Here is a 21,168-nt window from a genome sequence, read left to right as displayed (position 1 = left end):
TAACAATGGCCGCATTATCAAGCGGAATTTCCTTTGCCGGGCTGTGCTCGTTATAAACTATTTCACTAACCTCAACGCGTACAAATGCCGTGGCATCCCCGGAGTTATAAATGCGTTTGGCGAGGGTATTTTTACCGGAATAGATATACTCATTTAACGGACCCACATTAATCACCGGGCCAGCGACTGCCGGCATAGCCAGAGTAATTAACATTGTCAAAGGCAAGGCTGTGGATATCGCATTTCTTTTTGTTTTAGTCGGTTTATTTTCAGATAAAGACATAAAAGCATCGCCATAAATTAATTTAATTGCTGCGTATTATGTCTGCCAGCACGATTTGCACAACGCTAAACAGCTTAATTAAGAAACAAATAATAAATCTCATCAATTAATATGTAACAACAAAGAGTCATGCAACCTTATGTTTTTAAACGCTAATAACAAAAACATTCATTAATAATATATTGACATACATTCAGTTTAAGGCAGGCAGCACGCTTACTTCCGCCATCCTGAGATACCACTACCTGTCTTTGCAAAAAATGAACAAACAATAAATACCAAACAATTAACACCACCTCATGTATTAATAAGTGCATGAAATGGAATTTCAATTCAGTCGTAATAACACGTTACGGTCAATAATTTTTGTAAATGTCATCCTGTTATTTATTTCAACGCCCATAGCGAAGTTTACTCTCAGCTCAATGGAAACCAACCCGGCTATATCATTAAATTCTCTCTGCTTATCATGAGATCTTAATCACACTTTTCAGTGAGTTAGCGCCAGGTAAAAACCGCTTAGCCTGCCTCGCAACCGCTTATTCCTGTATACGACCACTCGGCCACTCTTTTCCCCCTCTTACCGCAAAAATCGTCACGCTATGGCTGGGCTATTTTTATGCCCTTCTTTTACAACAACCAGGTTCAGCGAGACGGCGAACAGGCATGACGCCAGGGCTGACAAACGGATGAATTATGAATAAAAATAAATTTCTCAAACATATACCCTGGGTGATTCTGGGTATCATCGGGGCCTGCTGTCTGGCCGTCGTCGCCCTGCGACGGGGGGAACACATCAGCGCCCTGTGGATCGTCGTCGCCTCGGTGTCGGTCTATCTGGTGGCTTACCGCTACTACAGCCTTTATATCGCCCAGAAGGTGATGAAGCTGGATCCTACCCGCGCCACACCGGCGGTGATCAATAACGATGGGCTGAACTATGTCCCGACCAACCGCAACGTGCTGTTTGGCCACCACTTCGCGGCGATAGCCGGAGCCGGGCCTCTGGTCGGCCCGGTGCTGGCGGCGCAGATGGGCTATCTGCCCGGAGTGCTTTGGCTACTGGCAGGCGTTGTACTGGCCGGGGCGGTGCAGGACTTTATGGTGCTGTTTATCTCCTCGCGCCGAAACGGGGCTTCCCTTGGCGAGATGATCAAAGAAGAGATGGGGCCCGTGCCGGGGACGATTGCCCTGTTTGGCTGCTTCCTGATCATGATAATTATCCTGGCCGTGCTGGCTCTTATCGTGGTGAAAGCGCTGGCTGAAAGCCCGTGGGGCGTCTTTACCGTTTGCTCGACGGTGCCGATTGCCCTGTTTATGGGCATTTATATGCGCTTTATTCGCCCGGGCCGGGTCGGTGAAGTGTCCGTTATCGGGATTGTGCTGCTGGTCGCCTCGATTTACTTCGGGGGTGTGATTGCCCACGACCCTTACTGGGGCCCGGCGCTGACCTTTAAAGACACTACCATTACCTTTACGCTCATCGGCTATGCCTTTGTCTCCGCCCTGCTGCCGGTCTGGCTGATCCTCGCCCCGCGCGACTACCTGGCGACCTTCCTGAAAATCGGCGTTATCGTCGGCCTGGCGATTGGGATCGTTATCCTCAATCCAGAGCTGAAAATGCCGGCGATTACCCAATACGTGGATGGTACCGGTCCGCTGTGGAAAGGTGCATTGTTCCCGTTCCTGTTTATCACCATTGCCTGTGGCGCAGTATCCGGTTTCCACGCGCTTATCGCGTCCGGCACCACGCCAAAACTGCTGGCCTGTGAAACCGATGCTCGCTTTATCGGCTACGGTGCGATGCTGATGGAGTCATTTGTGGCCGTTATGGCCCTGGTGGCGGCATCCATCATTGAGCCAGGTCTGTACTTTGCCATGAATACGCCACCGGCGGGTCTGGGCTTTACCATGCCAAACCTGCACGAGCTGGGCGGGGAAAACGCGCCAATGATTATGGCGCAGCTGAAGGAAGTGACCGCGCACGCGGCCGCCACCGTCAGTTCCTGGGGCTTTGTGATTTCGCCTGAGCAGATCCTGCAGACGGCAAAAGATATCGGGGAACCTTCCGTGCTTAACCGCGCAGGTGGCGCGCCTACGCTTGCCGTCGGTATTGCACATGTGTTCCACAAAATTGTGCCCGTTGCCGACATGGGCTTCTGGTACCACTTCGGGATCCTGTTTGAAGCGCTGTTTATTCTTACCGCGCTGGATGCCGGCACCCGTTCTGGCCGCTTTATGCTGCAGGATCTGCTGGGTAACTTTATCCCGTTCCTGAAGAAAACCGACTCGCTAGTGGCCGGTATCATCGGCACCGCTGGCTGCGTAGGCCTGTGGGGCTACCTGCTGTATCAGGGCGTGGTCGATCCGCTGGGCGGCGTGAAAAGCCTGTGGCCGCTGTTCGGCATCTCCAATCAGATGCTGGCGGCAGTTGCATTAGTGCTGGCCACTGTAGTCCTGGTGAAGATGAAACGTACCCGGTACATTTGGGTCACCGTGGTGCCTGCGGTCTGGCTGCTGATCTGTACCACCTGGGCGCTGGGCCTGAAGCTGTTTAGCAGCAACCCGCAGATGGAAGGCTTCTTCTTCATGGCCAACCAGTATAAGGCGCGTATCGCCGCCGGTGGGGCAGATCTGACGGCACAAGACATCGCCAACATGAACCACATTGTCGTCAATAACTACACCAACGCGGGCCTGAGCATTCTGTTCCTGGTGGTGGTTTACAGCATTATTTTCTACGGCATTAAGGCCTGGAAAGAGGCGCGTAAATCCGACCAGCCGACGGACAAAGAAACGCCTTACCAGCCGGTGCCGAAAGAAGGCATTAAGATTTCTTCCGGACACTGATCGCTTCATCTGACAGCCCCGCATTAGCGGGGCTTAAATCACTAAAGGAGCGACGAATGTTTGATAACTTAGGTGCTGCAAAAAAGTACCTCGGCCAGGCGGCAAGAATGCTCGTTGGCATTCCGGACTATGATACCTACGTGCTGCATATGCAGACGAACCACCCGGATCAGCCGCCCATGACCTACAAAGAATTCTTCCGTGAACGCCAGCAGGCGCGCTACGGCGGAGACGGTAAAGGCGGCATGCGCTGCTGTTAACAGGAAGGACGCGATGACACCGATTGCAGTAACCGTATTAACCGGCTTTTTGGGTGCAGGGAAAACCACCCTGTTACGTCATATCCTGCATACCCAGCAGGACGAGAAGATTGCCGTTATTGAAAATGAATTTGGCGAAACGCCTATCGACAGTCAGCTGATTGGCGACCGCGCCACACGTATAACGACCCTGAGCAACGGCTGTATTTGCTGCACGCGCTCAAGCGAGCTGGAAGATGCCCTGCTGGATCTGCTTGATAGCCGGGACAAAGGTGAAATCCACTTCGACAGGCTCATCGTCGAATGCACCGGCATGGCCGACCCTGGCCCTATCCTGCAGGCCTTTTTCGCCCATGAAATCATCTGCGAACGCTACCTGCTTGACGGCGTGATCGCCCTGGTCGACGCGGTACATGCCGATTCACAGCTGGATCAGTTCCCGCTCGCCCAGTCGCAAATCGGCTACGCCGATCGTATTTTACTGACCAAAACCGATGTGGCCGGTGAATCCGCTGCATTGACTGAACGCCTGCAGCGCATTAACGCACGCGCGCCTGTGTACCCTATCCTGCACGGCAATATCGATCTTCCGCTGCTGTTTAACACCCGCGGCTTTATGCTGGAAGAAAACGTCGTGGCGACAAAACCTCGCTTCCACCGCATTGCCCCGCAGCAAAATGAAGTCTCATCCATTGTGGTGACGCTGGACTACCCGGTGGCGCTGTCCGCCGTCTCTTCCGTGATGGAGAACCTGCTGTCCGGCTTCGACAACAACCTGCTCCGCTACAAAGGAATGCTGTGGATTGAAGACCAGCCCTGCCGCCTGCTGTTCCAGGGCGTGCAGCGCCTATACAGCGCCGACTGGGACCGCGAATGGCAGCCGGACGAAACGCCGGAGAGCACGCTGGTGTTCATCGGCGTCTCGCTCCCTGAGGCCGAAATCCGCGACGCTTTTGCCGGATTAAAACCTGCCGCGTAGAGCAATAACCTTAAAGCCCTACCGCCTCTTTTAACGACTTCAAATAGCGGCGGCTCACCGGCACGGTGCGGCCATCCCGCAGCAACAGCTCCGCCTGACTGTTATCCTCCAGGCGGATCTCCTGCAAATAATTCATGTTCACCAGATATTGCCGGTGGCAGCGCAGCAGCGGCGTGCGGCTTTCCAGCGTGCGCAGTGTTAATTCGGTAAAGCCTTCTTTGCCATCCCGGCTGGTGACATACACCCCGCTTAGCCGGCTGCTGACGTAGGCCACCTCCTCCATCTGCAGCAGCCAGATGCGGCTGTGGCCGCTGCACGGGATAAATTTTAGCGGCTGCTGGCTGTCCGGCAGGCGGGAAACATCCTGCGCTTCGCTCTCCTGATGCAGGCGAGCCAGCGTTTTTTGCAGCCGCTGCGCTTCGATAGGTTTGAGCAGATAGTCAAATGCGCACTCCTCAAACGCCTGTACCGCGTATTCATCAAAAGCGGTGAGAAACACAATGCGTGGCCGATGGCGCTCGTCGAGCATCCCCACCATTTCCAGCCCGCTAATACGCGGCATCTGGATATCGAGAAACAGCACGTCCGGGCGCAGTTTGTTCACCGCGCTAATCGCCTCTATCGCGTTGGCGCATTCCCCGACTATCTCAATCTCGCCATCGTTCTCAAGCAGGACGCGCAGGTTCTCACGCGCCAGCGGTTCATCATCCACAATCAATACTCTTAACATACCAACTCCTCGGTGGGCAGGCGCACGGTGATGCAGGTAACACGGTCGGGGTCGCAGCTCACGGCCAGACCATAATCTTCCCCAAACTTCGCCCGCAGCCGCTTGTCCACCAGATTCATTCCCAGTCCGTTACCGTTCTCTTTTGGCCGGTACAACCCGGCATTATCCTCGACATCCACCAGCACGTCTTTTCCCTCTTTACGGGCACGAATAGTAATCATGCCGTGGTCTAATTGCTGAGAGGTGCCGTGTTTAATGGCGTTTTCCACAATCGGCTGTAGCGTGAAAGCTGGCAAACGCTGATTCGCCAGCTCGTCGGGCACCTGCCAGTCCACCGCCAACTGAGTCTGGAAACGCGCCAGCTCAATTTGCAGATAGGCATTCACGTGCTCAATTTCATCGGAAAGCGTGACAATTTCAGACGGGCGCTTGAGATTTTTGCGGAAAAATGTCGAGAGGTACTGCACAAGCTGCCCGGCTTTGTCGCCATCGTGGCGAATAACCGCTTTCAGCGTGTTCAACGCATTAAATAAGAAGTGCGGGTTCACCTGCGCATGTAGCAACTTGATCTCGGACTGTCCCAGCAGCGCTTTTTGCTGCTCGTATTTGCCCGCTAATATTTGCGCCGAAAGCAGCTGCGCAATCCCTTCGCCAAGCGTGCGGTTGATCGAGCTAAACAACCGGTTACGCGCCTCATAGAGTTTTATCGTGCCGATCACCCGCTGATTTTCCCCCCGCAGCGGGATAACCAGCGTCGACCCAAGCTTGCAGTTAGGATGCAGCGAGCAGCGATAAGGCACCTCATTGCCGTCGGCGTAAACCACTTCGTTATTCTCGATGGCCTGCCAGGTGTAACCCGACGAAATAGGCTTGCCCGCCAGGTGGTGATCGGCCCCGGTGCCAATAAACGCCAACAGCCTTTCCCGGTCGGTGATCGCCACGGCGCTGATGTCCAGCTCCCGGTGCAGCACCTTCGCCACCTTCAGGCTATTTTGTTCGTTGAATCCCTGCCGGAGGATCCCCTCGGTTGCGGCCGCGACCTTTAGCGCGGTGGCGGAGAACGCGGAAGTGTATTTCTCAAACATCGCGCGTTTATCCAGCAGAATGCGCATAAACATGGCGGCACCCAGCGTGTTGGTGACCATCATCGGCGCAGCGATGCTTTCCACCAGGTGGAGCGCATCCTCAAAGGGCCGTGCGATAAGCAAGATAATGATCATCTGCACCAGTTCGGCGACAAAGCTCGTCGCTCCGGCGACCAGCGGGCTAAACAGTTTGTCCGTCCTGCCCCGGCGGATTAAAACGCTGTGGATTAACCCGCCAATCAGTCCTTCCGCTATGGTGGAGATCATGCAGCTCAGCGCCGTCATTCCACCGAGAGAATAGCGATGCAGCCCGCCGGTTAGCCCCACCAGCCCGCCCACCACCGGCCCGCCTAACAGGCCGCCCATCACGGCGCCAATGGCGCGCGTGTTGGCAATGGAGCCTTCAATGTGAAGACCAAAATAGGTGCCCATAATGCAGAAAACCGAGAAGGTGATGTAGCACAGCAGCTTGTGGGGTAAGCGCACGGTCACCTGCATCAGGGGGATAAACAGCCGGGTTTTACTCATTAACCAGGCAATGACCAGGAACACGCACATCTGCTGCAGAAGCAGCAGGACTAAATTGGATTCGTACATCTTCAGACAATCTCCGCTCTCGAGGCGGGAAAGATACCTTGATGAGACTAGAATTTCCGGGGCATGGCGCAGATTTGTTAAATTTGGTACGAAAATAACAGCGAAAACGGCACCAGGGAGAACCAATATAAAACTAAAAAAACCAGGCAGAACAATCATCGACCAATAACATATCGTTAATAAAATCGATTAACAGCCCGTTCATTATTTATCCCCCCCAAACCCTGCTGATTATTATTTAAACAAACGCAGTTAATCAATTTAACGATAAACAATGCCATATTTTTGCTAAAGCGTATTAATCCCGGTCAGGAAAGAACCATCATGGATTTATATTTCTTATGGCTATAAGTCATATCTTTATATTCTTCTGAGCAACGGTATTAGCAGGTAGTATCAGCCAAATAACAATGATTCAACGCCCATAACACGGCATTCGTGCGCTAATTGGCAGCATATCATGCTGTTGCATTGCGGAAAATTTCAGCAGGTAAGGACCAGGATAATGATCGTTCTCTCGGGCGTATCAAAAATATTTGCCAGCAGACATGGTGCCATTACCGCCGTAGATAATATTAATATCAACGTCAATAAAGGCCAGATTTACGGCATTATTGGCTACAGCGGCGCGGGTAAAAGCACATTAATAAGATTATTAAATGGGCTGGAGAAACCCACGTCAGGATCGATCATTGTCGCCGGGCAGGATATTGCCCAGGCCAGAGGCGAACAGCTCCGTCGGGCTCGCCTAAAAGTCAGCATGGTCTTTCAGCACTTTAATCTGCTGTGGTCCCGGACCGTTGCCGAGAATATTGCCTTTCCCCTGCAAATTGCCGGTGTTAATAAAAGCCAGATTCAGCAGCGTGTTAACGAGCTGATTAAGCTTGTGGGGCTGGAGGGGCGCGAAAACGCCTGGCCCGCTCAGCTAAGCGGTGGCCAAAAGCAGCGAGTCGGCATTGCTCGCGCGCTGGCCAATAACCCGGATGTTTTACTGTGCGACGAAGCCACTTCGGCGCTGGATCCGCAAACGACCGACGCGATTCTCGATCTGCTGCTCGACATTAACCGCCAGCTCAACTTAACCATCGTGCTCATCACCCATGAAATGCATGTGGTGCGCAAAGTTTGTCAGCGCGTAGCGGTGATGGAAAACGGCAGAATCGTTGAAGAAGGCCCGGTGCTGGATATTTTCACCCACCCGAAGCAGCCCATCACGCAAACTTTTGTGCGTCAGATTGCGGGGCAAAATACGCCCAGAGAACCCTTCAATCCGCTCTGGGTTCAGGGCATTGGCGGCAGCATTCTGAAGCTGATTTTCCCTGGCGGAGAAGCCCGACAGCCGGTGATTGCCGATGTCATTCAGCATTTTAACGTCGCGCTGAATATCCTGCACGGCAACATTACCCAGACGGTAGACGGCGCGTTTGGCGAGCTGTACGTCCATATGGATGACGCCAGCCAGCTAGAAAATATTGTGCAATACCTGAATCAAAAGCGGGTAGAAACTGAGGTTATTCGACATGCTTGAGCAATACTTCCCGCATTTAAAACTGGACAAACTGTGGGCCGCCACAGGCGAAACGCTCTACATGACGGCCTGGTCGGGAGTGGCAACGTTCGTGTTTGGCATCGCCCTCGGCGTGCTGCTGTTTCTCACTTCTCGCGGTCAACTGTTGCAGAATCGACTGGTTTACTCGGTGGTGACCGTGCTGGTCAACGTCTTCCGCTCGATCCCGTTCATCATTCTGATCGTCCTGCTGATCCCCTTCACGAAAAAGCTGGTTGGCACCATTCTCGGCACCAACGCCGCGCTGCCGGCGCTGATCGTCGGGGCGGCCCCCTTCTACGCCCGCCTGGTGGAAATTGCACTGCGCGAAGTCGATAAAGGCGTTATTGAAGCCACGCGTTCAATGGGGGCCAAAACCCACACGCTGATCTTCCGCGTGCTGCTACCTGAATCCTCTCCGGCGCTGGTGTCCGGGATGACTGTCACTCTGATTGCGCTGGTGAGCTACAGCGCCATGGCTGGGGTTATCGGTGCTGGCGGCTTAGGCAACCTCGCCTATCTGGAAGGGTTCCAGCGTAACCATAATGACGTCACGCTGGTGGCCACGGCCACTATTCTGGCGATCGTTTTTATTATTCAGTTTATCGGCGACCGCACCACACACCTGCTCGATAAACGCTAACGGCTTTCACACCTTTCGGGCGACAGAAGCACACACTGCCGCCTGGAATTCCACGGCAATGCACTTTTAATCACTAATCACGACTGGACGAAATAATGAAAAAACAGTTTATGATGTTAGCTCTGGCTTCTTTAACCGCGTTAAGTCTTCACGCCAACGCCGCTGAAAAACTGATTGTGGGCGCCTCCAACGTCCCGCACGCGGAAATTCTCGAGCAGGCGAAGCCGATTCTGGCGAAAGAAGGCATCGATCTTGAGATCAAAACCTTCCAGGACTATATCCTGCCGAATACCGCGCTCGCCGAGCATGAGATTGACGCCAACTACTTCCAGCATCAGCCCTATCTGGATTCGGTGCTACAGGATCATAAAGGCGATAAAAACTACGATTTCGTCAGCGCCGGGGCAATCCACGTAGAGCCGATCGGCATCTATTCGAAGAAATATAAAAGCCTGAAGGATCTACCGCAGAACGGCAAAATCATTCTGCGTGACTCGGTGGCCGAAGAAGGTCGTATTCTGGCTATCTTCCAGCGCGAAGGCGTGATCACCCTGAAACCTGGCGTGAAGCCGGTTAACGCGCGCATCAGCGACATTGCCAGCAACCCGAAAAACCTGCAGTTCAAAGCGGATATTGAAGCCGCCCTGCTGCCGCAGATGTACGCCAACAACGAAGGCGATGCGGTGGTGATCAACGCCAACTACGCGCTGGATGCGGGCCTGAACCCGATTAAAGATCCGATTGCCGTCGAAAGCGCCGAAGGCAACCCGTATGCCAATATCATTACCGTGCACCGCGCCGACGTGAAGAAACATGACATCGTCGAGCTGGTGAAAGTCCTGCACTCTAAGCAGATTCAGGACTGGATCAACGAGAAATATCACGGTGCGGTTGTGCCGGTTAATCAGTAATACGAAAAAGGGGCGCAATGCGCCCCTTTAGTCATTCAATAATGGCAAGATCGCAGGCAAAACTAATCGACGATTTTTTCCAGATCCAGCAACTCTTCCAGCGTCAGCATGTTGCTTTGGGCTACCGCCAGCGCATCGTCCAGTCCTTTGTTGTAGAGCGCAGGTGCCATTTTTTTCACCAGCTCGTCAAGGAAGAATTCGGCTTCAAACTGCCCTATTTGCAGATCGTGCTTGTCGTCCAGCCAGTCGCTGATAAAGTCGCTCAGCTTGCGGTAGTCTTCGGCGGGTAATTCAATCTTCTTCATGACGCCTCCACGCCCGGTACCACCAGCGATTCGCCGATGGCGTAGAACTGGCCGCCGGCAATATAGTGCAGGCTGCGGTATTCCGGCGGGGAGGTTTCAAACGACCAGTGACCGTTCTGGAACACCCGGTCGTCGGCCCAGGCACCGATAACTTCGCCGATAAACAGGTCGTGGGCCTGATGGTTATGCGGTTCGGGGATAAGCCTGCAGACCATCCAGGCCGTGCAGCCCGCGACCAGCGGTACGCTGTGGCCAGGGGCGCGGAACAGCTCCACGCCGGATTGTTCGAGCTTGTCGGGCATCTCTTTCAGGCTGTGGGTACCCAGAAAATGGGTCATTTTGAGCTGGGCGGCACAGGGCACCTGAATCACAAAGGTGCCGCTGTTTTCGATAAGCGTGCGGGTGGCGGTGATTTTATCCAGCACCACCATCAGCTTGGATGGGGTAAAATCCAGCGCACAGGCCCAGGCGGCGGTCATCACGTCGTCCACGCCATTGTGGTGGGCAGACACCAGCACGGTTGGGCCGTGGTTGATCAGGCGATAAGACTTTTCTAACGGCACTTCAATGATATGTGGGTTCATACTTCGCATCCAGTTTTCATCAGGTTGCCGTCAGTTTGCCTGAACAACTAGCGCATTACTTTTCCTTTTTGTGGCGTAGCTGATGAGGCAGGCAAATCAGCACCAGGCCGACGAAAATCGCCGCCACGCCGAGAAGTTTGCCCGGACTGAACGCTTCGTTAAGCCACGGCAGATTAATAGCCGCGAACCACACCAGCACATAGCTCAGGCTTAAAAGCGGATACGCTTTACTGAGCGGAATGCGTTTCAACGCCATATACCAGCAGCCCATGGAAAACGCGTAGGCCGCGAGCCCGCCGATCAGCGCCAGCAGCCCGTAACCGCCAAACAACACGGCCTGAATAAACTCAAGGCTTGCTGCAGCGGGAGGAAACTGAACCATCGCCCATTTCATGCTGAGCTGTGCCCCGCTGACCAGCAGCACGCTCATTAACGCCCAGATATAGCCCATCAGGCGTGCCCTCCCAGCGCGATAATCCCCAGAATGATCAGCATCACGCCCAGCCAGTGATGCGCCGAAATTTTCTCTTTCCAGATCCAGCGCGCGGCAAGGGTGACAAAAATAAAGTTCAGGCTCAGCATGGGGTAAGCGATGCTCACCTCGACGTGCTGGAGCACCAGCAGCCAGACGAGCATCCCCAGCCCTAATAACAGAACGCTCAGCCCAAGCCACAGCATCAGGTGGCGGCGCCCCGCCCCCTGAGCCGCCTGCTTCTGGCACAGCTGCCCGCCGCAGCTAAGCAAACTGGCCAGAATAATCAGCGCAATATTCATGGCTGCGCGTCGTACTCAAACAGCACAAAGCGCCCGCTGTTGGCCCGGTGATCCGGCTCCGGCAGCTTCAGGTCATTGAGATCGGTGTTATTCGACACCAGCAGCATCAGCGACACTTTGCCCAGCTTGCGGTGTTCCGCCAGCCAGGATGCGAACTCATCACCGTAAACAAAGCGGTTAGATACATCCGGATAATCAAGGCCGTAGCGCAGCTCGCCCGCCTGATTATAAAGATTGATATCGCTCCGCTTCAGCTCCCACGCCACTCCGGCGGCAATGCCGACGTTGTTGGTGAAGATGTAGCGACTGTCTTCCAGCTGCGGACGCATTTCATGAATGAACGCCTGCGGCTGCTTGGAATTTTCCACTTTCGATGGAATCACCACACCCACCAGCAGCGCCAGACCCAGCGGGCACAGCGCCGCCCAGTACCAGCGTTTGGCGGTCTGGCTCAGGGTCAAAAGACCGAACAGCCCCCAGACGGCAAAGGCCACGCACGCCAGCACCACTTTCAGCGTTTCGTTGGCGGCATACACCGGATGTCTTGCCAGCCCCCACGGTGCCAGGAAGAAGGCCACCGTGATCACGCAGGCCGCCCCAAACAGCAGGTTAATCCAGCCGTTGACACGTAAAATAGCGGAGCCGCTTTTCGCCAGCTCAACGGCGTGACGCGCCATCAGGATCGCCAGCGGTGCAAAGCACGGCAGAATGTAGGTCGGCAGTTTGCCTTTAGCGATGCTAAAGAACAGCAACGGCATCACAACCCAGCCCAGCAGGTAGAACGCACCGCCCTGCTCGCCTCGGCTTTTCCAGCCGCTTTTCAGCGCGCCCGGCAGCAGAGCAAGCCATGGCAGAGAGCCTGCAATCAGGAACGGAATGTAGTACCAGAACGGGGCTTTATGCTGCGCGTCTTTCTCCGCGAAGCGCTGAATGTGCTCCACCCAGAAGAAGTAGTGCCAGAAGTCAGGCTCGGCTTTGGCGATCGCAATCGCCCACGGCAGCGTAATTAGCACGGCGCTCAGCACCGCCAGCGGCCCGAACAGCAACACCTCTTTCCAGCGTTTCTGTGCAATCACCCACGGCAGAACGCCAATCACCGGCACCGCAAGCGCCAGGAACCCTTTGGTCATCACGCCCATGCCGCAGGCCAGGCCCAGCAGCACGTAGCCACCCATCTTGCCGCCGGTGGTTTGTGCGGTACTGGCCAGCCAGAAGCTGCACATCGCCGCCGTCAGCCACAGGGTGATCATCGGGTCGAGCACGGAATACGTGCCGATGCCGTAGACCAGCAGGCAGGTGAGGAAAATAACCCCGGCCAGCACCGCGATCGTTTTATCGCGCCACAGGCGGAACGCCAGCCAGTAGGTCAGCAGCGCGCTCAGGGTCACCGAAAACACGGAACCAAAACGCACGGCAAAATTGTTATGACCGAAGATGAACTGGCTGATGTTGTTGATCCAGTACCCCGCCACCGGCTTTTCGAAATAGCGCAGATCAAGGAAATGAGGAACGATCCAGTTGCCAGACAGCAGCATTTCACGGCTGATTTCCGCATAGCGCGTCTCATCCGGCTGCCACAGGTGACGAAACTCCAGAGGGACAAGGTAAAGCAAGGCAAAACAGACCAGAAGGGTCATTCCATATTTTGCAGATTTCATCGGTTCACGACTCTATAAGTTGTTGGCAACCCAGCCAGCCTTCGCGGCCTGGAATTGTCCCGCGCACAATTTTGCCTCTCGGCAGCGTGGATAAATCGTCCGGCAGAAGCTCGCTAAGCGGGCAGAACTGAACCCCCTCGGCGGCAGCCATCGCCAGCAATTCACTAAAGGAATCTCGCATCACCATCCCTTCGACTTCGGCATGAATGGTGTAAACCGGTGTGCCGCTGTCCTGGTGAATTTTATCCAGGATAAAGCGGTTAAAGTTCTCTTTACTGACTTCGGTACCAATCACCTCGTCCCACGTTGGCAGCGTCACGGGAATTTGCACCGCAGCCTCGCTACCGTTAGACAGAACGGGGATAAACGGCGTAGTACCACGGCAGTCGCTATTGTACTGGAACGGGAAAGCGGCTTTCGCTTTCACCACGCGCTGGTCAGCACGCCAGCCCGCCACGGCCGAGCAGTTTACAGGCTGCCCGACAATTTTCTGCAGCGCATCCAGCCCACGGCGAATTTGCTGTTCGAGCTTGTCCTGTTCCCAGACGCCCGCCCAGGCCTGCCAGGCATGGTGATCCCAGGCATGGAGGCCCACCTCATGGTGGTCCGCCGCCGCCGCGATAACCTCTGCGTTGCCTGCGCCAATCATGCGCCCCGGCCACGCGGTACCCGCCAGCAGAATGTCCCAGCCATACAGCGATGCTGCGTTGGAGCGCAGCATCTTCCACAGGAATTTAGGCTTGATCAGGCGCCACAAGTGGCGCCCCATGTTGTCTGGCCCAACGCTGAAGAAAAAGGTTGCCTGAGTCGAGTGTAAACTTAGCGTCTCCAGAAGGTTTGGCACCCCTTCACGGGTGCCTCGCCAGGTGTCGACATCAATACGCAGGCCGACTTTTCTCATGAAGCAGGGTCCGTCAGCTCAACGGTTTTCAGGAAGAAGTCCAGCGTCTCGTCGATGGTTTTCTCCATGTGCACTTCAGGCGTCCACTCCAGCAGGCGCTGGGCGTTGCGGATGCTTGGCTTACGGTGCTCAACGTCCTGATAACCTTTGCCGTAATAGGCGCTGCTTTCCACTTCGCGGAAACCGGCGAACGGTGGGAACTGGCTACGCAGCGGATGACGTTCGAAGCTTTCCAGCAGCATTTCTGCCAGCTGTTTGATGCTCGCTTCATTGTCCGGGTTACCGATGTTGATGATCTGGCCGTCGCAGTTATTGTTTTTGTTTTCAATAATGCGGAACAGCGCTTCGATGCCGTCGCCGATGTCGGTGAAGCAGCGCTTCTGCTTGCCGCCGTCGATAAGCTTGATCGGGGAACCTTCGACCAGGTTCAGGATCAGCTGGGTAATGGCACGGGAGCTACCGATACGCGCGGCGTTCAGGTTGTCCAGACGCGGGCCCATCCAGTTAAACGGACGGAACAGCGTGAAGCGCAGCCCTTCTTTTTCGCCGTATGCCCAGATAACACGGTCAAGCAGCTGTTTGGACACGGAGTAGATCCAGCGCTGTTTGTTGATTGGCCCAACGATCAGCGGGGAGTTATCTTCGTCAAACGACTTGTCGGTGCACATGCCGTACACTTCGGAGGTGGACGGGAAGATAATGCGTTTTTTGTATTTCACGCAGTCGCGGATGATCTTCAGGTTCTCTTCGAAGTCGAGTTCGAACACTCGCAGCGGGTTACGGGTGTATTCGATTGGCGTCGCGATGGCTACCAGCGGCAGAACAACGTCACACTTCTTAATGTGGTATTCGATCCACTCGGAGTGAATGCTGATGTCACCTTCCACAAAGTGGAAACGCTCGTTGCCGATGAAGCGAGAAATCGCGTCGGAACCGATGTCCAGGCCGAAGATTTCGAAGTTGTCATCACGCAGCAGACGTTCGGTCAGGTGATTACCGATAAAGCCGTTCACGCCCAGAATCAGTACGCGGGTACGACGTTTGATAGCGGAAACAGGTTTGCTGCTCAGAATCGCGCCGCTAACCAGGCCCAGAGACTGTGCCAGCTGGGAACCCTGCATGTACACGCCGTTTTCAGCCTGGCCGGTCACGACTTCCAGAGCACCGGTGCCGCAGGCAATCACCAGCGGGTTAACGGAGATAACTGTCCCGGCTTTCGCGCCATTGTTGCTTTCCAGCACGCGGCTTTTCCAGATGATGAATTTGCCGCCGCCCACGTAGCTGAACGCGCCTGGCCACGGTTCGGTCACCGCACGCACCAGGTTGTTAGCTTCTGCTGCAGAGCCTTCCCAGCTGATCGCGCCATCTTTTGGCGAACGGCCGCCGAAATAGGTCGCTTTGGATTCGTCCTGAGCGGTCTGCGGGAAGTGACCGGTTTTGATCACCGGCAGGCTTTTCGCCAGCAGGGATTTCGCGGTTTCGCACAGTTTGTGGTGCAGGGTCAGGGCAGTATCTTCTGCGGCAATCGCCACGCGTTCCTGAGCAACGATGTCGCCCGCGTCCGCGCGTTTCACCATGCGATGCAGGGTAACGCCCGTTTCGGTTTCACCTTTCACCAGCACCCAGTTCAGCGGCGCGCGGCCACGGAATTTAGGCAGCAGGGAGCCGTGGAGGTTAAATGCCCCGACGGAAGCGCAGTCCAGAATCTCTTCGCTCAGCAGGTTGCGGTAGTAGAAGGAGAAAATCACTTCAGGCTGTGCGTCTTTAATGCGGTCGACCCACAGCGGGTGGTTCACATCTTCAGGAGCAAAAACTGGGATGCCGAATTCTGCCGCCGTGCGGGCCACAGAACCGAAGAAGTTATTCTCAGCGGCGTTATCCGGGTGAGTATAAATTGCTGCAATGTCATAGCCTGCTTCAACCAGGGCACGAACACCCACACAGCCCATATCGTGATAGGCGAAAACAACTGCTTTCATTATTGATTTTCCTCTGAAGATAAAGCGGTTTCACTGCTAACTACGCGTTGAATAAAGTAACGAGGGCGAGCACGCACGTCGTTATAGATACGGCCAATGTACTCACCCAGCAGCCCCATTCCGATGAACTGGGCGCCAATAAAGGTGAACAGAACGGCGAAGAGCATAAACACCCCGTCCGCCGCCCACTGCGGGCCAAGAGCAAGACGTAACACCACCAGCAGTACCGCGAGGGCAAAACCGGACAGTGCGATAATGCTGCCGACGACGCTAAGTAAACGCAGCGGCGTTGTGGTCAGGCAGGTGATCAGGTCATACATCAGGTTGATCAGGCGCATGAAGCTGTACTTCGAGTCGCCAAACTGACGCTCGTCGTGGTGCACCGGGATTTCGATGGCGCGACGGGCAAAGGTGTTGGCCAGAATCGGGATAAAGGTACTGCGTTCGTGGCAGTGCAGCATCGCGTCGATGATATGGCGGCGGTAGGCGCGCAGCATACAGCCGTAGTCGCCCATCGCTTTACCGGTGGTGCGCTGGATCAGGTGGTTGATCATTTTTGACGCACGCTTGCGGAACCAGCTGTCCTGACGGTTCTGGCGCACGGTGCCCACCACGTCATAGCCTTCGTCGGCTTTCTCAACCAGGCGCGGGATCTCTTCCGGCGGGTTCTGCAGGTCAGCATCCAGGGTGACGATAAGATCGCCGGTGACGTGGCTAAAACCCGCCATAATGGCCGAGTGCTGGCCATAGTTACGGTTCAGCAGCACCGCGACGATGTGGCTGTCCGGGGCTTCTGCCGCGCGGGTCAGCATGGCGGCAGAGTCATCGCTGCTGCCATCATCAATAAGGAGAATTTCGTAATCGCGGTTCAGCTTTTGACAAGCTTCAGTGGTACGACGCAGCAGTTCAGGCAGGCTGTCCTGTTCGTTGTACACCGGGATCACAACGGAAACTTTCTTGATCGGTTCCGGGGTCGTCATCTTAGAGTCCTGCTATTTCACGTAAAGCGGTAATGACGCGGGAAGTGTCATCGTCGGTCATGGTTGGGAACAGTGGAATAGAGCAAATGCGCTCGCTGTTCCAGTCGCTGTTCGGCAGTTGAAGCTGCGGATAGCGCTCGCGGTAATACTTCTGGGTGTGCGCCGCGCGGAAGTGCAGGCCGGTGCCGATGCCGCGCTCTTTCAGCGCTTCCATCAGGCCGCTGCGGGAAATACCGCAGGTGGCCTCATCCACGCGGATGATAAACAGATGCCAGGCATGACGGTGCTGCCAGGTCGGGGTGGCAAGCGGCAGGAATGGCGTGTCGGCCAGCTCTTTGAGGTAGCGTTCGGCGATTTCCTGACGACGGACGTTGATTTGCTCCAGCTTGCCAAGCTGCACCAGCGCGATAGCCGCGTTAATGTCCGCAAGGTTGTATTTGAACCCCGGGGAGATAACTTCAGCCTGCGGCGCGCGGCCATGCGTCTGACGGTCAAAGGCATCTACGCCCAGACCGTGGAATTTCAGGCTACGAATGCGGTTAGCAAACTGGTCGTCGTCGGTGACGATCAGGCCGCCTTCGGCGCAGGTCATGTTTTTGATGGCGTGGAAAGAGAAGATAGCCGTGCCCTTGCCGCCAACGTGCTTGCCTTTATACTCGGTGCCCGCGGCGTGCGCAGCATCTTCAATCACCGGAATGCCGTGACGTTCCCCGATGGCGCGAATAGCGTCGATGTCGGCAGGCGCGCCCGCGTAGTGCACGGGAATGATCGCTTTAGTGCGTGGAGTAATGGCCGCTTCAATGGCTTCTGGCGTAACCATCAGCGTGTCGCGATCGACGTCGATCATCACCGGTTCGGCGCCCAGCAGCACAATCATGTTGAGCGTGGAGACCCAGGTCAGCGAGGGAGTAATCACCTCGTCACCCGCCTGCAGCCCAAGCGCCATCAGGGTAACGTGCATCCCGCCGGTGGCCGAGCTTACCGCAATGGCATGTTTATTGCCGGTTAAGTCGCAAAATGCTTTCTCAAGCGCCTGGTTTTTCGGCCCGGTTGTGATCCAGCCGGATTGCATGACTTCCGTTACCGCTGCAATTTCTTCCGCACCTAACGCCGGGCGTGAAAAAGGCAGAAAATCACTCATTACGTGGATTCCTTATTAAATCGCTAAACGCCAAAAGCTGACGGGATAATGAATCAGGCTAATTAAATAAAAGCACAACACTAGGGAAGTACGGCCTGTTTAGCTAAACATCTTATCAATGAAAAGAATTTAACAAAGAAATCTTAGAACAGTATTAAGAAAATGAGATATAACGAAAAATCGTGACGTTAAGCGTCGGCTGGCGAGCCTATGCCCTTCACAACCCCTGCTTGTCATCTGAATATCATGATTAAGGCATGTTTGTTGAATAGCGGAATAATTCCGTAAGTGACAAATAATAATGCATCCTCCCTGCGTGGTTAAAAAAACCGCCTGAAGCAGGCGGTTTTAAATAATAAGCAATGAAATTAACGCTTCGCTTTCCCCGGCAGCGTTTTCATCAAATCGTCCGGGCTAATGGATGCCACCACGCTCCCCGGCAGCGGCATCTTCAGGATGTGGTTCTTCATCTTGCCGATGACGTGCATTTCGCACGGGCGGCAGTCAAATTTCAGCGTCAGCACTTCATCGCCGTGCACCAGCTGCATTGGGGTCGCTTTCCAGCTCTTGATGTTCCCTTTTGCCTGTTTCGGGCAAAGGTTAAACGCAAAGCGCAGGCAGTGCTTGGTGATCATCACCGGCACTTCGCCCTTCTCTTCATGTGCTTCATAGGCAGCGTCAATCAGCTGCACGCCATAGCGGTGATAAAACTCACGCGCTTTATGGTTATACACGTTCGCCAGGAAGCTTAAATGGCTGTCCGGGTAGACCGGCGGCGGCACGCTCACCGCTTTACGGGTGCCGCGCTGGTAGTTTTGCAGCCGCGCTTCGGTCAGCGCTTCAATGGCATCACGGCGCAGCTGGTTAAGCTGGGCGTTTGGCACAAATAAAGCTTCTTCCAGCAAGATGTTCACTTTCCGCGCGGAGTACATGGTCTGGCCCAGCTTGGTCAGGCCGTCACGCAGGCTGTCGAACGCTTTCTGCGGGTTATTGGCGACGTCAAACTGGCCGACGAGCGTTTGACTGACGCTGACGCCCTCTTCGCTGGTGGCTTTCATCACCAGCTGCTGCTGGCTGCCGCTCAGTTCGATATCCACCGCCACGCGGCGCTCGCTGGAAGTTTTCAGCAGCGCCTGCTGCCAGTTGTGGTCCAGGTTACGGTTCAGCGGGTGGTTCGGGCGCACTTTTTTCAGCGTTTCCGGCATTTCGTTTGGCCAGACGCGATACTGATTTTTTCCGGTTTTCTCCACCGTATTAGCGCGGAAGCCGACGATTTCACGCTTGATCAGCACGTTCAGGCCATCGCCGTTAGTCAACGTATCGGTAGTGGTCACGTCGAGGTGGTCTTTGCTCACTTTCAGCACTTCGCCCACCGGCAGGCCAATAAATTTTGGCGAGTCGAACGCACCGATGTCGATTTTGCGCTCGTTCACGAAGTAGTCAGTGCTGCCGCGGTGGAACGTTTTGTCCGGGGACGGAATAAAGTAGTGCGATGTCACGCCGGAAGACGCACGGGTCAGGTCGCTGCGCCCTTCCATCAGCTCGTCCAGCAGTTGGCGGTAGTACGCGGTGATGTTTTTCACGTAGCTCATGTCTTTGTAACGCCCTTCAATTTTGAAGGAGCGCACGCCCGCCTCGACCAGCGCCGCCAGGTTGGCGCTCTGATCGTTGTCTTTCATCGACAGCAGGTGTTTTTCGTAGGCTACGACGCGGCCCTGATCGTCTTTCAGGGTGTACGGCAGGCGGCAGGCCTGCGAGCAGTCGCCGCGGTTGGCGCTGCGCCCGGTCTGGGCGTGGGAAATATTACACTGCCCGGAATACGCCACGCACAGCGCGCCGTGAATGAAGAATTCAATCGTCGCGTCAACATTCTGGTGAATGGCGGCAATTTGCTGCAGGTTCAGCTCGCGCGCCAGCACGATTTGCGAGAAACCTGCATCGGACAGAAACTTCGCTTTTTCCACGCTACGAATGTCGCACTGGGTACTGGCGTGCAGCTCGATCGGCGGCAGATCCATTTCCAGCACGCCCATATCCTGCACGATCAGCGCATCAACCCCGGCTTCGTACAGGTCGACGATCATCGAGCGCGCAGGCTCCAGTTCGTCATCATGCAGAATGGTGTTCAGGGTAACAAAAATTTTCGCCCCGTAGCGGTGGGCAAACGGCACCAGTTCGGCCAGGTCTTGCAAGCTGTTACCGGCGTTGTGGCGAGCGCCAAAGCCAGGCCCACCGATGTAAACCGCATCCGCGCCATGGAGAATGGCTTCGCGGGCGATGGCGGTATCACGGGCAGGGCTGAGTAATTCAAGTTGATTTGCGTGCAGGCGCATAAAATTTGTCGTGTTCTGTAATGGCGAAAGGCGGCTATTGTAGTCACTTCCCCCGCGCAAAAACAGAGGGATTATGCCGTCGTCACCGGATAGTGAATCAGCGAGTGAAAATGCGTCTCATCGGCACCTGAATTACGGTACGCGTGAGGGCTATCGCCGTAGAATTTTAAGCCATCTCCGGCCTGCAACGTCTGCCATTCTCCGTCAACATTCATATCCAACACGCCGCTTATCACCACCACATGCTCGATAACGCCGCTGTCGTGCGCCGACGACTCGCTGAGCGCGCCGGGGGCGAGGCGAATAGAAAAGTGGTCAAAACGCAGGTGCGGATCGTAAGGAAAAATCGGCACCACCACCATTTCCCGGTGCTGCGGGTCAAAGACCGGGCGCACGGGTGCGGAACCGGCTTCGAGGAAAACCGAAAACGGCACGTTAAAGCCGGTGGCAATCTTCCATAATGTGGCGACGGTCGGGCTGGATTCGTTGCGCTCGATCTGCCCGAGCATCGCTTTCGACACGCCGGTTTGTTCCGCCGCGAAGGTCAGGCTCCAGCCTCTGGCCTGACGCAGGCCTTTAAGGGTGTTTGCCAGATGTTGCGCTATATCCATTCTCTCCTCCCGTTAAGG

At 55.2% G+C, this 21,168-nt stretch carries 19 protein-coding genes and 1 pseudogene; 6 read left to right on the top strand and 14 right to left on the bottom strand.

Going from position 1 to position 21,168, the window contains the following annotated elements; genetic code table 11:
- Positions 1–283 (bottom strand): annotated as a pseudogene (locus WFK85_RS21210) (hypothetical protein); the annotation flags it as partial.
- A 696-nt stretch (positions 284–979) separates the two neighbouring features.
- Here WFK85_RS21210 and WFK85_RS21205 point away from each other — a divergent pair.
- From WFK85_RS21205 to yjiA, 3 genes are read left to right on the top strand one after another with little or no spacing between them, the layout of a single operon-like run.
- Positions 980–3,133 carry a carbon starvation CstA family protein gene (locus WFK85_RS21205; RefSeq protein WP_336709540.1) on the top strand — a complete coding sequence of 718 codons (2,154 nt, stop codon included), beginning with the start codon at positions 980–982 and terminating at the stop codon, positions 3,131–3,133.
- 56 nt (positions 3,134–3,189) lie between these two features.
- Positions 3,190–3,393: a YbdD/YjiX family protein gene (locus WFK85_RS21200; protein ID WP_008460696.1), complete on the top strand. Its 204-nt coding sequence runs from the start codon at positions 3,190–3,192 to the stop codon at positions 3,391–3,393.
- Between the two features lie 13 nt (positions 3,394–3,406).
- Positions 3,407–4,372 carry a GTPase gene (gene yjiA / locus WFK85_RS21195; RefSeq protein WP_336709542.1) on the top strand — a complete coding sequence of 322 codons (966 nt, stop codon included), beginning with the start codon at positions 3,407–3,409 and terminating at the stop codon, positions 4,370–4,372.
- A gap of 10 nt (positions 4,373–4,382) precedes the next feature.
- Here the strand turns inward: yjiA and btsR are convergent, their stop codons facing one another.
- Together btsR and WFK85_RS21185 are read right to left on the bottom strand one after the other, a co-directional pair.
- Entirely contained in the window at positions 4,383–5,102 is a 720-nt protein-coding gene (gene btsR / locus WFK85_RS21190) for a two-component system response regulator BtsR (RefSeq protein ID WP_008460700.1), read from the bottom strand.
- Positions 5,096–6,784, bottom strand: coding sequence for a sensor histidine kinase (locus WFK85_RS21185; protein WP_336709544.1), 1,689 nt, complete (start codon positions 6,782–6,784; stop codon positions 5,096–5,098). Before WFK85_RS21185 ends, btsR begins: the two co-directional genes overlap by 7 nt.
- 505 nt (positions 6,785–7,289) lie before the next feature.
- Here WFK85_RS21185 and WFK85_RS21180 point away from each other — a divergent pair.
- The 3 genes from WFK85_RS21180 (at position 7,290) to WFK85_RS21170 (ending at position 9,884) form a co-directional block, all read left to right on the top strand.
- Positions 7,290–8,312: an ATP-binding cassette domain-containing protein gene (locus tag WFK85_RS21180; protein ID WP_166994229.1), complete on the top strand. Its 1,023-nt coding sequence runs from the start codon at positions 7,290–7,292 to the stop codon at positions 8,310–8,312.
- Entirely contained in the window at positions 8,305–8,973 is a 669-nt protein-coding gene (locus WFK85_RS21175) for a methionine ABC transporter permease (protein ID WP_336709547.1), read from the top strand. Before WFK85_RS21180 ends, WFK85_RS21175 begins: the two co-directional genes overlap by 8 nt.
- Positions 8,974–9,068: 95 nt before the next feature.
- Positions 9,069–9,884 (top strand): MetQ/NlpA family ABC transporter substrate-binding protein, encoded by an 816-nt coding sequence (locus WFK85_RS21170; RefSeq protein ID WP_008460708.1) that lies wholly within the window; start codon positions 9,069–9,071, stop codon positions 9,882–9,884.
- A gap of 62 nt (positions 9,885–9,946) precedes the next feature.
- Here the strand turns inward: WFK85_RS21170 and WFK85_RS21165 are convergent, their stop codons facing one another.
- From WFK85_RS21165 to WFK85_RS21115, 11 genes are all read right to left on the bottom strand, one after another.
- Positions 9,947–10,189, bottom strand: a complete 243-nt coding sequence (locus tag WFK85_RS21165) for a DUF2164 domain-containing protein (protein ID WP_008460710.1) — start codon at positions 10,187–10,189, stop codon at positions 9,947–9,949.
- Entirely contained in the window at positions 10,186–10,773 is a 588-nt protein-coding gene (locus WFK85_RS21160) for a flavin reductase (protein WP_166994226.1), read from the bottom strand. The genes WFK85_RS21165 and WFK85_RS21160 overlap by 4 nt, the downstream gene beginning before the upstream one ends.
- A gap of 55 nt (positions 10,774–10,828) precedes the next feature.
- Positions 10,829–11,224: a 4-amino-4-deoxy-L-arabinose-phosphoundecaprenol flippase subunit ArnF gene (arnF, locus tag WFK85_RS21155; protein WP_008460713.1), complete on the bottom strand. Its 396-nt coding sequence runs from the start codon at positions 11,222–11,224 to the stop codon at positions 10,829–10,831.
- Positions 11,224–11,547 (bottom strand): 4-amino-4-deoxy-L-arabinose-phosphoundecaprenol flippase subunit ArnE, encoded by a 324-nt coding sequence (gene arnE / locus WFK85_RS21150; RefSeq protein WP_008460715.1) that lies wholly within the window; start codon positions 11,545–11,547, stop codon positions 11,224–11,226. The genes arnF and arnE overlap by 1 nt, the downstream gene beginning before the upstream one ends.
- Positions 11,544–13,205: a lipid IV(A) 4-amino-4-deoxy-L-arabinosyltransferase gene (gene arnT / locus WFK85_RS21145; protein ID WP_008460717.1), complete on the bottom strand. Its 1,662-nt coding sequence runs from the start codon at positions 13,203–13,205 to the stop codon at positions 11,544–11,546. The genes arnE and arnT overlap by 4 nt, the downstream gene beginning before the upstream one ends.
- A 4-nt stretch (positions 13,206–13,209) precedes the next feature.
- The gene (gene arnD, locus WFK85_RS21140) at positions 13,210–14,106 is read right to left on the bottom strand and encodes a 4-deoxy-4-formamido-L-arabinose-phosphoundecaprenol deformylase (RefSeq protein ID WP_008460720.1); all 897 of its coding nucleotides are present in this window, start codon (positions 14,104–14,106) and stop codon (positions 13,210–13,212) included.
- Positions 14,103–16,085: a bifunctional UDP-4-amino-4-deoxy-L-arabinose formyltransferase/UDP-glucuronic acid oxidase ArnA gene (gene arnA / locus WFK85_RS21135; protein ID WP_008460722.1), complete on the bottom strand. Its 1,983-nt coding sequence runs from the start codon at positions 16,083–16,085 to the stop codon at positions 14,103–14,105. Before arnA ends, arnD begins: the two co-directional genes overlap by 4 nt.
- Entirely contained in the window at positions 16,085–17,065 is a 981-nt protein-coding gene (gene arnC, locus WFK85_RS21130) for an undecaprenyl-phosphate 4-deoxy-4-formamido-L-arabinose transferase (RefSeq protein ID WP_008460725.1), read from the bottom strand. The genes arnA and arnC overlap by 1 nt, the downstream gene beginning before the upstream one ends.
- 1 nt (position 17,066) lies before the next feature.
- Positions 17,067–18,206 (bottom strand): UDP-4-amino-4-deoxy-L-arabinose aminotransferase, encoded by a 1,140-nt coding sequence (gene arnB, locus WFK85_RS21125; protein ID WP_008460726.1) that lies wholly within the window; start codon positions 18,204–18,206, stop codon positions 17,067–17,069.
- 368 nt (positions 18,207–18,574) lie between these two features.
- Positions 18,575–20,539 carry a peptidase U32 family protein gene (locus WFK85_RS21120; RefSeq protein WP_008460727.1) on the bottom strand — a complete coding sequence of 655 codons (1,965 nt, stop codon included), beginning with the start codon at positions 20,537–20,539 and terminating at the stop codon, positions 18,575–18,577.
- 71 nt (positions 20,540–20,610) lie between these two features.
- Positions 20,611–21,150, bottom strand: a complete 540-nt coding sequence (locus WFK85_RS21115) for a helix-turn-helix domain-containing protein (RefSeq protein WP_008460728.1) — start codon at positions 21,148–21,150, stop codon at positions 20,611–20,613.
- Between the last annotated feature and the right edge of the window lie 18 nt (positions 21,151–21,168).

Source organism: Cedecea sp. VD22 (assembly GCF_037150195.1).
GTDB lineage: Bacteria > Pseudomonadota > Gammaproteobacteria > Enterobacterales > Enterobacteriaceae > Cedecea.
Note: the sequence above shows the minus strand (reverse complement) of the source record. Positions and strands in the feature narration are given on the sequence as shown.